Source organism: Variovorax sp. 05L425, from assembly GCF_056397705.1.
In genome coordinates this window covers 116,847-128,720 of sequence record NZ_JBFTNY010000018.1, presented here as the reverse complement: position 1 = coordinate 128,720, position 11,874 = coordinate 116,847, and the positions used below count along the sequence as shown (strand labels likewise).

8 protein-coding genes and 1 pseudogene are annotated in these 11,874 nt (G+C 63.9%); 3 read left to right on the top strand and 6 right to left on the bottom strand.

Features of this window, described 5'->3' with window-relative positions:
- Positions 1–1,004, bottom strand: a pseudogene (locus tag AC1DN9_RS20800) (hypothetical protein); the annotation flags it as partial.
- Positions 1,005–1,140: 136 nt separating this feature from the next.
- On the opposite strand from AC1DN9_RS20800, the gene AC1DN9_RS20795 reads away from it, so the two are divergent.
- Positions 1,141–2,526: an aminopeptidase P N-terminal domain-containing protein gene (locus AC1DN9_RS20795; RefSeq protein ID WP_478103369.1), complete on the top strand. Its 1,386-nt coding sequence runs from the start codon at positions 1,141–1,143 to the stop codon at positions 2,524–2,526.
- 15 nt (positions 2,527–2,541) lie between these two features.
- On the opposite strand, the gene AC1DN9_RS20790 is transcribed toward AC1DN9_RS20795, so the two are convergent.
- Genes AC1DN9_RS20790 through AC1DN9_RS20770 form a run of 5 tightly spaced genes read right to left on the bottom strand, consistent with a single transcriptional unit; the run spans position 2,542 to position 8,494 of the window.
- A complete protein-coding gene (locus tag AC1DN9_RS20790) occupies positions 2,542–4,119 on the bottom strand; it encodes an FAD-dependent oxidoreductase (protein ID WP_478103368.1) in 1,578 nt (525 codons plus the stop codon).
- Positions 4,120–4,147: 28 nt separating this feature from the next.
- Entirely contained in the window at positions 4,148–5,680 is a 1,533-nt protein-coding gene (locus tag AC1DN9_RS20785; protein WP_478103377.1) for a polyamine aminopropyltransferase, read from the bottom strand.
- Positions 5,681–5,697: 17 nt separating this feature from the next.
- The gene (locus tag AC1DN9_RS20780) at positions 5,698–5,916 is read right to left on the bottom strand and encodes a DUF350 domain-containing protein (RefSeq protein WP_478103366.1); all 219 of its coding nucleotides are present in this window, start codon (positions 5,914–5,916) and stop codon (positions 5,698–5,700) included.
- 24 nt (positions 5,917–5,940) lie between these two features.
- On the bottom strand, positions 5,941–7,425 hold the full coding sequence (locus AC1DN9_RS20775; protein WP_478103365.1) for a DUF4178 domain-containing protein: 1,485 nt from the start codon (positions 7,423–7,425) through the stop codon (positions 5,941–5,943).
- A 10-nt stretch (positions 7,426–7,435) separates the two neighbouring features.
- On the bottom strand, positions 7,436–8,494 hold the full coding sequence (locus AC1DN9_RS20770; protein ID WP_478103364.1) for an SPFH domain-containing protein: 1,059 nt from the start codon (positions 8,492–8,494) through the stop codon (positions 7,436–7,438).
- 409 nt (positions 8,495–8,903) lie between these two features.
- Between AC1DN9_RS20770 and AC1DN9_RS20765 the strand changes: the two genes are divergently transcribed.
- Together AC1DN9_RS20765 and AC1DN9_RS20760 are read left to right on the top strand one after the other, a co-directional pair.
- Complete coding sequence (locus AC1DN9_RS20765; RefSeq protein ID WP_478103362.1) at positions 8,904–11,243, top strand: NADP-dependent malic enzyme; 2,340 nt, start codon at positions 8,904–8,906, stop codon at positions 11,241–11,243.
- 183 nt (positions 11,244–11,426) lie between these two features.
- A complete protein-coding gene (locus AC1DN9_RS20760) occupies positions 11,427–11,840 on the top strand; it encodes a guanyl-specific ribonuclease (protein WP_478103361.1) in 414 nt (137 codons plus the stop codon).
- Positions 11,841–11,874 lie beyond the last annotated feature (34 nt).

Below are 11,874 nucleotides of genomic sequence, written 5' to 3'. Positions count from 1 at the left end.
TTGTACCAGCCCGCCGGATTGTTGATGGAGCAGCCGTCGCACAGGCCGGCCAGTGCCACCACGGCAACCTGGCCCTTCAGCGCCGCGGTGTCCCACACCGTCACCAGCGCGAACTCGTTGCCGTTGGTCACCGCAACGCCCGTGGGCACCTTGTTGGGCCCTAGCGTGGCCGTCGCGTTGTTGCTTGCAGTGGTGCTGCTCACCGTACCGATCACGCCGTTCTGGAAGGCGACCACGCCTTCGGCGCAGAAGCCGGCCGCACCCGTGCAACGGCCGAGGGCCACCGGGTTGCCGCTGGTGATGCTGGCGGCCTTGTAGTTCATGACGTTCGGCGTGTCGATGCCCTTGCCCGTCAACTGGTCCAATTGCCAGGCAAGCTGCGGCAGCTGGGCGAACACGTTGTACATGTAGGCGGAGGTCTGAAGCAGACTCACGCCGACACGCTGCGTCGGGTCGTCCGCCGCAAAGAGCGCGTTCGCCTGGTTCGTCGAAAACGCCGAGGCCTTGCTCGTCACAGGACCGCCGACCGACCAGTAGAACGGGACGTCCTGCGCCGGCGCGGTGAGCTTGGTGTCCGTGCGCTGGCTCAGCGAGGAGCCCGTGTTGGCGGTTCCGCAAGACGTGGCGTCAGGACCGTAGCGGTAGGCGATGCCGGCGTCCTTGCTCAATTGCGCCGCCATGGCCGTGTACTGGGCAGCCACGATGTTGGAAGATGCGTCGACGATGTCGGTACTTTGGGTCGAACAGAAGGTCGTTGCAGCCGGTGTGGTGCCGAGCGGCGTGCCGCCCGACGACAAGCCGCCGCTGCCGGGGCTGGCGCCCGAAGAGGTACTGCCTGGTGTTGCCGCGTTGGCCGATGTGCCTGCAGTGACTGCTGCCGCAGCCGCGTTCGCAGCGCCGGCCGCGGGAAACCCGCCGCCTCCACCACCACCGCCGCCACCACAACCGGTGAGCACGCTGGCGCCTACCGCAAGCAGAATCGCGCTCTTATGTAGAACATTCAACAAAAAACACCTCCAAAATAACAAGTCGAGCTTTTTACGTGGGAAGAGTCCTACGGAGCAAACCTTCTTTCAAACCCTTTCTTAATGTTTTTTTCGCACTGGGTGCGTACTTACAAAGGTATCGAATGGTGACGTTATGACCGCAAATCATCAAGCTCCCCGCCGTTTACATCTTTCTACTTATTTGGGTGCCGACGGGATTGCGATCATCCCCACCGCGCCGGAGCGGCAGCGCAATCGCGACAGCGACTTTCTGTTCCGCCACGACAGTTATTTCTATTACCTGACCGGCTTCACCGAGCCGAGCGCCTGGCTGGTGTTGAGCGGCGACGGCCGGTCGACCTTGTTCTGCGCCCCCAAGGATCTGGAACGCGAAATCTGGGACGGCTACCGGCTGGGCCCCGACGCGGCGCCGGCAGCCTTGGGTGTCGACGAGGCCTACTCGATCGACGAACTCGACACCCGGATGCCGCGACTGCTGGAGAACAAGTCGGTGGTCTGGTATCCCTTCGCGACGCACAAGGGACTGGAGACGCGGGTCGACGGCTGGCTTTCCGCCGTGCGCGCGCGCGTGCGCTTCGGCGCGCTGTGCCCCGAAGAGCAGCGCGACCTTTGCGGGCCCCTCGACGAAATGCGGCTCGTCAAGGACGCCTACGAGCAGGACACGATGCGCCGGGCAGCGCAGATCAGCGCCAGGGCGCACGTCCGCGCGATGCAGCTGTCGGCGCGGATGCTCCGTGAAGGCAAGGACGTGCGCGAGTACCACCTCGACGCGGAACTGCTGCACGAATTCCGGCTGGGCGGATCGCAGTACCCGGCCTACAGCTCGATCGTCGCGGCAGGCGCCAACGCCTGCGTTCTTCACTACCGCGCCGACACCGCGCCGGTGCGCGACGGCGAACTCGTGCTGATCGACGCGGGCTGCGAACTCGACGGCTACGCGAGCGACATCACGCGCACCTTCCCCGCGAACGGCAAATTCACCGGGCCGCAGCGCGCCCTCTACGACCTGGTCCTGGCGAGCCAGGATGCCGCCGTCGCGGTGACCCGCCCAGGCCAGCGCTTCAACGATCCGCACGAAGCCAGCGTGAAAGTACTTTCGCAGGGCATGCTCGACCTGGGTCTGCTCGATGCCAACAAGGTGGGCAGCGTTGACGATGTGATCGAAAAGCGTGCCTACTTCCCCTTCTACATGCACCGCACCGGGCACTGGCTGGGCATGGACGTCCACGATTGCGGCAGCTACGTCGAACCCACGCAGGTCGGCGAGGTGAGCGAGCGCCGGGATCCGCTCTCCAACGAGATCATCAAGAACCGGCCGAGCCGCATCCTGCATCCGGGCATGGTGCTGACGATCGAGCCCGGCATCTACGTACGCCCCGCCGAGGGCGTGCCCGAGCAGTTCCACAACATCGGCATCCGCATCGAGGACGACGCAATCGTCACGGAGACCGGTTGCGAGCTCATCTCGCGCGGCGTGCCGGTCAAGGGCGACGAGATCGAAGCGCTGATGCGCGGTTGAGGCGGCGGTGAAGGCTCACGCCGCGGCAGCCGCGAGATGACCGCGCGTGAAGGCTTCCTCGAAGATCGAATAGCCCGACCAGTCGCTGTGCGCAAAGGCCAGGCGTCCCGCGACGACGCGGCCGTCCGAACCCAGTCGCCCCAGCAGGCCGGGCGTGGGGGCGGCCATCGCGTGGCCATACCGCGTGATGTCGATGCGCGTCGCGACGCCAGCAAGATCGGGATGCGGCACCGACAGTTCGGCGAGCAGGTCGTCGCGCCAGCCGGACCAGGGTCGATCGAGCAGCAGGCGCCGGCCATCGGGTCCGTCGAAACCGCTCGGCCCGAGCGGCCGGTACCAGCTCAGTACCGTGGCGCGCGGCGTCGGATCCAGTGTCTGGTGGCGAGCGTCCACGTAGCCGAGCCCGCGCGTTCCGAAGACCACGTTGTCCCAACTCGGCGCCGCGCCGGGTCGATCGGCCAGCGGCTCGCGCACATGCACATTGGCGACGAGCCAGGGCGCGTAACTCAGCGATGACGCAGCTCGGCGCAGCAGTTCGGGCGGGTTTTCAACAACGCGCACGGCAATGAACGCAGGCAGCGCGACGATGCACCGCTCGGCGTGCCAGCGCACGCGTGATCGAGTGACGACATCGAAGGCGTCCACCTCCACGCCGCCGCGGCCCTCCGCGATGCGCGTCACGGCATGCCCTGTCTTCAGCCGCTCACCCAGTGGCTGGGCGAGCCGGCGCGTGAGCCAGCCGTTGCCCTCGGGCCAGGTCAGCACCGCATCGCGTTCCGCGTTGTCGTCGCCCGGCGCATGAAAGCCGTGGCGGCTGGCGAAATAGTGGATTCCAGCCCACGCTGACACGAAGGCCATGCCCGCGCCGTAGTCGTCGCGACAGCAGTAGTCGAGATACCACCGAAGATGGGGGTCGGTGAAGCCTTCACGGTCGAGCCAGGTCTGGAAAGGCTGCGCATCCAGCGCAAGCAGCGGCGGCGCGGTTTCAGCCCTCAGCGTGGGGATCACGAACCGGGTTTCGCGGCGTAGCGCCTCGATGCGCTGAGAAAAGCGGCGGTACTGCACAAGGGTGGTCTCGCCAACGCCCTCCGTGGGCAACAACCCGTCCTGCCATGCGCCGTGAAAGAAGAGGCGTTCCTGAGGGCTGTGGCACAGGTATCGCTCGTCGTACGCCCAGCGACCCGCCACGCGCTGACGCAGGCCCAGTTCTTCAAGCAGGTCCTGGACTTCGTGCGCGTCGTCGCCGGGAACCGGCAGATAGTGCGCGCCGAGCGGGCATGCGATCCCGTTGACCGCACCGCCGCGGCTGTTGCCGCCCGCCGTGTCTTCGAGTTCGAGCAGCGCGAAGTCGTCGACGCCCGCAAGGCGCAGCGCCCGCGCCGCAGCGAGACCTGCAATCCCACCGCCCGCAATCACGACACGCGTGCGCCGCGCAAGCTCCGGCGCTCCGCCGCCGCCCCATGCGCCGTCGCGCAGTGCGTGTCCTCGCGCGACGTCGATGCCGGTAAAGCCGCCCTGGATGTCGTGCGACGCGTTGCAGCCCGCGAGCATGGCCGCGCCTGCAGCCACGCCGAGGAACCGACGGCGCCTCATCCGGCGTCCGATCCGGGCCTGCCGCAAGTCATCGCTTGCCCCATTCCTGCTCGTAGGTCGTGACCAGGACCTGGTTCGACAGATGATTCACTTCGGTCGGCACGCGCGCCATGTCGAGCGGAAAGTCGAACAGCAGCGGCAAGGTTTCCGTCGAAAGAAAGCGCAGACCCGTTGGCAAGGAATCCGGCAAGCGATACGGCCGCCGGCTGGCGATGATGTAGCCCCATTCGCCGAAGCTGGGCACGTGTGCGTGATACGGCGTGGCATGCAGTCCGACGGCTTCGATGGTCGTGGCCACCGTCCAGAAACTCTTGCGTGCGATCAGTGGCGAAGTGGTCTGTATCACCGCATAGCCGCTGGCGGACAGGCGCTTGTCGAGCAATGCATAGAACGAGCTGGTGTAGAGCTTGCCGATGGCGAAGTTGGTCGGGTCGGGAAAGTCGACCACGATCACGTCGAATATGTCACCCGGCTGCTGAAGCCATTGAAAGGCGTCGGTGTTGACGATGTGCACCTTCGGGGATTTCAGTGCTCCGCCGTTCAGGGCCGCGAGAGTCTCGTGTTCGGTGAAGAGACGCGTCATGTTTGGATCGAGTTCGACCAGCGTCACGCTTTCGACCGAAGGGTATTTGAGGATCTCGCGTACCGCCATGCCGTCGCCCCCGCCGAGCACGGCGACCTTCTTCGGCGCACCGTGCGCGGCCATCACCGGGTGAACCAATGCTTCGTGATAGCGGTACTCGTCGCGCTCGGCGAACTGGAGGTTGCCGTTGAGAAAGAGGCGGTGCCCCGACGCCCCACGCGTGACCACGATGTGCTGGTAGGGTGATGTTGCGCTGAACACGACCCGGTCCTGATAGAACTTGTCCTCCGCCAATGTCGTGATGCGCTCCGCGAACACGAACGCGGCCACGAGCGCCAGGAGCACCAGCCCGCAGGCCACCGCGTGCGCTCCGCCCCGACGCAGCTCGTGCCGAAACATCCAAAGCGCCCACACCGCAACGGCGGCGTTCATGAGCCCGAACAAGAGGCCCGTGCGGATCATGCCGAGCTGCGGCACGAGCAAAAGCGGAAACGCGATCGACACCGCGAGCGCGCCGAGGTAGTCGAAGGTCAGCACCTGCGAGACCAGTTCCTTGAGCACGATGTTGCGCCGCAGGATGCGCATGACCAGCGGAATCTCGAGGCCGACGAGCACGCCAACTGCCAGCACCAGGCCATACAGCAACAAGCGAAAGGCGCCCGGTACGTACGCGTTGGCGACGAAGAGAACTGCAGGCAGCGTGCCGCCGACCAATGCCACCAGCAACTCGATGCGCAGGAAGTGGGCCGGCAGCTGCCGGTCGAAATAGCGCGAGAGCCAGGAGCCGACACCCATCGCGAAGAGGTAGGTGCCGATGACGGTGCTGAACTGCAGCACCGAGTCGCCGAGCAGGTAGGAGCTCAGCGCCGCCGCGCTGAGTTCGTAGACCAGCCCGCAAGCGGCGACCACGAACACGCTGCCCAGCAGCGCGATTTCGACAGGCTGCGGGCCGCTCTTCGCGGCCGTATGCGCCGACACGGCGACTTCGCTGACGCTCAATGGATAGCCGCTGCGACGATGATGCAGATCCCGAGACTCATCGCCGCGACCACGAGAGCCAGCGCCACGTTCTGCTTCTCGACGATCTCCAGCCACAGGTCGTAAGGCGTGATCTTGTCGATCAGCAGAAAGAAAAACCAGAAGATCATCACGCCGATCACCGCATAGACGAGCGATCCGAGGATGACGTCGGGCTTCAACCATTCAAGTGTCATGAGAGGACCTCCGGAGAAAAATCATTACTTGTGGCCGCCGCCACTGGAATAGCCGCCGTACGAGCCGCCTGCGCTGCGCATGCCGCCCGAGCCGCTCGAACTGCTGCATGTGCTCAGGATGATCAGCAGGATGATGATCACCACGATGATCAGGATGATGGTGCCGCATCCCAGGCCCGATGCCGCGCTCACCGGCGACGCATCATTGCGCTTGAACATATCCTGCCGGCCGCCGAGCTTGAAAGCAGCCGCCACCGTGGCGCTGTCGATCTTGCTGCCGGACGACCAGGTCAACTCGTTCGCGGAACGCTCCATCGACAGCAGCGAAGTCCCTGCGGCGAAATCGCGATTGAAGGTCTTCTGCCCGCGCTGCACCTGCCAGTAGAACTCGCCGGCAACGTAGCTCGTCTCCGCGTTGTAGGCGTATTGCTGCTGGTAGACCTTGCCCAGATAGGTGGCCTTCGACCCGTTCTCGGCCATGGTCGGCGCGCCGGTCGTCGGCTTCACCATGCTCCAACCGTCCTCCGCGTCGACGAGGAAGCTGAAGCCGCGCTTCTTGTTGAACAGCAGGTATTCGCTCCAGCCGAAATGCTCGTCGTCGCCGGGCGCGACGCCCATGCGGTGCTGGAAGCCGACCACCTGCCAGTCGACGCCCTGCATTTGTCCGACAGTGCCCAGCGGAATCAGCGGCTGGATGGGTTCATCCTGCGTTGCATGCCGCAGTTCGCCGCCAATGCCTTGCGAGAGATCGATGATGCTGTTGCAGGAGGAGCAAGTGACGCTCTTGCTGTCGGCCAGATTGACCGTCACCGGCGAACCGCAGTTCGGACAGTTGAAGCTGCGCCCCTTCTCCTCCTTCGCCGACTCGTCGCGCAGACCCGTCAGCTGAAGGTCTTCGAGGCGCACCGCACAGCCGAGGTATGCGCCTGGCGGGTCCGTGTCGTAGTCGAGGCTGAGGACCTGCCCCTGATCGTTGCGCAGTTCAACGACCGGAAACCGTCGACCGAGCTCTGGCAGCCGCGGCAATTCACCCTGCGCAGACACCAGTGCGACCTGTTCATTCGAGGCGACCGTATAGCTCTGGCCGTTGAATGCGGTGGTCGCACCGACACGAAGATCGACTGCGGGTGGGGCAGGGCGCTGCAGTTCGAACGGCAGCGTGAAGACGTAGGCGCCGTTGTCCTCGCTCAGGATGCCGGTGCGGTCGCCCTCCAGCGCGGCAATCCACTCGGTCCAGCGCGCACCTTCGTAGCCGTACTGCAGCCTGCCAACGAGTGTGAAGGGCCGCTCCTGGTAGCGGCCAGCCGCGAACAGTTGCAGCGGGCTGAAATCGTCGAACAGCTCCGCCATCTTGCCGATGCGCGCGAGTGTTTCCCCCTGCCGCACCACAGTGCTGTGGCAGTAGGGGCACACGGCGTGCGTCGACTGTGCCGATCGGAATTCGACCGGCGCGCCGCAGCCCGGGCAGGGCGCGCGGTAATAGCGCTGCTGGGGGGAGGCGGTGGCCAACGCGAGCGGATCAGACGAGCTTCTTCAGAAGCTCTGCCTTCTTGGCGTCGAATTCTTCCTGCGTGAGGATTCCCTTGCTCTTGAGTTCGCCGAGCTTCTCGAGCGTCGTCATCACGTCGGCCGGATTGACCACGGCGACGACCGGTTGCTGCTGCTGTCCCGCCGCGACGGCGGCCGCAGCATTTCCCTGGCCCAGCCCCTGCGCAAGGTTCTGCGCGAGCACCTGGCCCAGGGCGACACCGGCGCCCAAACCCATCGCATCACCCGCGATCCCGCCGCCGCCGCTACCGGCGCCTTCGGCAAACTTCGGAATTGCCTGCGCGGTCTGGTACTGCATGAACTTGCCCATGTCGTTGCCGACCATGCCCATGCCGATCTTCTGGTCGAGGATCTTCTGAAGCTCTTCAGGCAACGAGACGTTCTGGACCGTGATGGTCTCGAGCCTGACGCCGATCTTGGCGAACTCGGGCACCAGCTGCGTCGCGAGCGCCTGCGCAAATCCGATCTGATTGGCTGCGAGATCGAGGAAAGGGACGCCGCTCGAAGCGATCGCGTTGCTGATGTTCTGCAGCACAAGGCCCCGCAGTTGTCCGTCGAGGTCGGCCACCGTGTAGACGTCGCGCGTGCCCGAGATCTCGGTGTGGAACAGCTTGGCATCGCTGATTCGGAAGCTGTAGTTGCCGAAAGCGCGCAGGCGCACTGCACCGAAGTCCTTGTCGCGCACGGTGATGGGCTGCGGCGTGCCCCACTTCTGGTCGACCTGTTGACGTGTGCTGAAGAAGTAGACGTCGCTCTTGAAGGGCGACTCGAAGAGCTTGTCCCAGTTCTTGAGGTAGGTGAGAACTGGCAGCGTCTGGGTGGTGAGCTTGTACATGCCCGGCCCGAACACGTCAGCCACCTGACCCTCGTTCACGAAAACCGCAATCTGCGATTCGCGCACGGTGAGCGATCCACCGTTCTGGATTTCCATGTCCGCCATCGGAAAGCGCCAGGCCAGCGTTCCGTCGCCGGTCTCGGTCCATTGAATGATGTCGATGAACTGCTTCTTGATGAAATCCATCAGGGCCATGGTCGCTCCTCGCTTTGCAGGGGTTTTGCCGTGACGGGCATATTGCCACAGCGTTCAAAGGACAACCCTGGGGACAGTTCCGGCACAACCCGACACTTATCCACAGGCGAGACGTGTTTGTCAAAGTTGTTCGCTTCGCCGTGACAGCACCGAAGCGCGGCTGCCCACAGTGCCTCGGCTTCAGCAAGCCCTTGTCGCGCAACAAGAAAATGCCCCTGTCCACAGCGAAGGGCGGCCCTTACTACTACTACTAATCTAAATAGGAAGAATAAGTAGAAGAAGTAGGAACAGCCGCCCGTTACGCCTCGCACCCAAGTCGCGGGTTCCGCGCGGCGCGGCGGCGCCGCGTGAAAGTCGAGGTCTACAATCGGCGCCCTTTTGCAAGAAGCGTCACTGGAGGCATGGCCCAATGTCCGATTCGACTTCATCGATCCCCACACCCGAGGACAAACGTGCCGAGCTGCGCCGCGCTGCCCTCGAGTACCACGAGCATCCCGTTCCCGGAAAGATCTCGATTGCTGCGACCAAGCAGATGATCAATCAGCGCGACCTGGCGCTGGCCTATTCGCCCGGCGTCGCGGCGCCCTGTGAGGAAATCGTCAAGGACCCTGTCAATGCCTTCAAATACACGGCGCGCGGCAATCTCGTAGCGGTCATCTCCAACGGCACGGCGGTTCTCGGCCTCGGTGATATCGGGCCGCTGGCTTCCAAGCCAGTGATGGAAGGCAAGGGCGTCCTGTTCAAGAAGTTCGCCGGCGTCGATGTCTTCGACATCGAGATCGATGAGAAGGACCCCGCGAAACTTGTCGAAGTGATCGCGGCACTCGAGCCCACTTTTGGCGCCATCAACCTCGAGGACATCAAGGCGCCGGATTGCTTCTACGTCGAGCGTGAACTGCGCAAGCGCATGAAGATTCCGGTCTTCCACGACGACCAGCACGGCACCGCCATCACCGTGGCCGCGGCGATGCTCAATGGCCTCAAGGTGGTCGGCAAGGACATCTCGCAGGTCAAGCTCGTGACCTCCGGTGCCGGCGCTGCGGCCTTGGCCTGTCTGAATCTGCTCCTGAAGGTCGGACTGAAGCGCGAGAACGTCTACGTGACCGACCTCGCGGGCGTCGTCTACGAAGGACGCACCGAGTTGATGGACGACGACAAGCGGCAGTACATGCAGAAGACGCAGGCGCGCAGCCTGGCCGAAGTCATTGAAGGCGCCGACGTGTTCCTCGGCCTGTCGGCTGGTGGTGTGCTCAAGCCTGCGATGGTGGCGAAGATGGCAGCGAAGCCCGTGATCTTCGCGCTGGCCAATCCGAATCCCGAAATCACGCCGGAAGACGCGCACGCCGTGCGCGACGATGTGGTGATGGCGACCGGCCGTACCGACTACCCGAATCAGGTCAACAACGTCCTGTGCTTTCCGTACATCTTCCGCGGCGCGCTGGACTGCGGAGCTACTACGATCACCGATGAGATGGAGGTCGCTGCAGTGCACGCCATTGCAGAACTCGCCCAGGCCGAGCAGAGCGAGCGCGTGGCGGCGGCTTACGCTGGCGAGAAGCTCAGCTTCGGGCCCGAGTACCTGATCCCCAAGCCTTTCGATCCGCGGCTCATGATGAAGATCGCGCCCGCCGTCGCCAAGGCCGCAGCCGAAAGTGGGGTGGCGCTGCGCCCGATTGCCGACCTCGACGCCTACCGCGACAAGCTGCAGACCTTCGTCTACGCCTCGGGTACGTTGATGAAGCCCCTCTTCGACGCCGCCAAGCGCGCGCAGAAGAAGCGCGTCGCTTTCTGCGAAGGCGAGGAAGAACGCGTGCTGCGCGCTGCGCAGATCGTCGTTGACGAAGGCATCGCGCGGCCCACGTTGATCGGTCGCCCGGCAATCATTGCGCAACGCATCGAGAAGTTCGGTCTCCGTCTGAAGCAGGACCTTGACTACGACATCGTGAACGTCGAGCAGGACCATCGCTACCGCGACTTCTGGCAGACCTACCACCGCATGACCGAACGCAAGGGCACGACTGTGCAGACCGCAAAGATCGAGATGCGCCGCCGCCTGACGCTGATCGGCGCGATGTTGCTCCACAAGGGCGACGTCGACGGAATGATCTGCGGTACCTGGGGCACCACGACGATTCATCTGCACTACATCGACCAAGTCATTGGCAAGCGTGCGGGTGGGTCCGCCGGGCCATCGCAGAACGTGCCCATTTACGCCTGCATGAACGGCCTTCTCTTGCCCGACCGGCAGGTGTTCCTGGTCGACACGCACGTCAACTACGACCCGACGCCTGCGGAATTGGCAGAAATCACGACCATGGCGGCGGAAGAAATGATGCGCTTTGGGCTGAAGCCCAAGGCAGCGCTTTTGTCGCATTCGAATTTCGGCAGCAGCAACCAGCCGAGCGCCATCAAGATGCGTCAGACGCTCGAATTGCTCCGCACGCAGGCACCCTGGCTCGAAGTCGACGGCGAAATGCACGGCGACGTTGCATTGGACGGAAAGCAACGCGCCGCGGTGATGCCGCACAGCGCCCTGGCTGGCGACGCCAATTTGCTCGTGTTTCCGAACATCGATTCGGCCAACATTTCGTACAACCTACTCAAAACCGCGGCCGGCGGCAATATCGCCATTGGCCCGGTCCTCCTCGGCGCAGCCAAACCTGTGCATATTCTCACGGCAAGCGCGACTGTTCGCCGCATCGTGAATATGACAGCGCTCACGGTGGCCGACGCAAACGCCGAGCGATAGGTCTGAAAGCGACAGCGGTCGCTAACTTCGGAGTCTGTTGCAAACCCTTGTACCTGCTCAAAGATTGGGCAGGTGCTTGCTATTTGCGTGCCTCTGGTGCACACTTGCGGGCTTGAATTTGCGGGTTAACCCCAACGGGTTGGCCCCCCAATTCGGCCCTCGCTCTTTTTCTTCTGGTGCCCCATGGCGGCTTACGCCTCGATCACGTCCCCTGTTTCCAAGTTTGCGCTCACTAGCATTTTGCTGGTAGCCCTCGCCACTGGAGTACAGGCACGCGAATGGTTTGGCACCGAAGCCGGTCAGCCGGCACGGGAATCGATCGCGCTGGCCGAATTGCCGGTGCAAGGCCAGCGTACTTATGAGGCCATTTTGAACGGTGGCCCTTTCCGGCACGAAAAAGACGGTGTGGTGTTCGGCAATCGCGAACGCCTGTTGCCGCAGGAGCGCCGAGGCCACTACCGAGAGTACACGGTCGATACGCCCGGTTCGCGCGATCGTGGTGCACGACGCATCGTCTGCGGTGGCGAGCGCACGACACCATCGGCCTGCTGGTACACGGCAGATCATTACGAGAGCTTTCGACGGATCGTACCTTGAGCGATGAATTGAATTGGAGAGGCGCAGAAGAGCG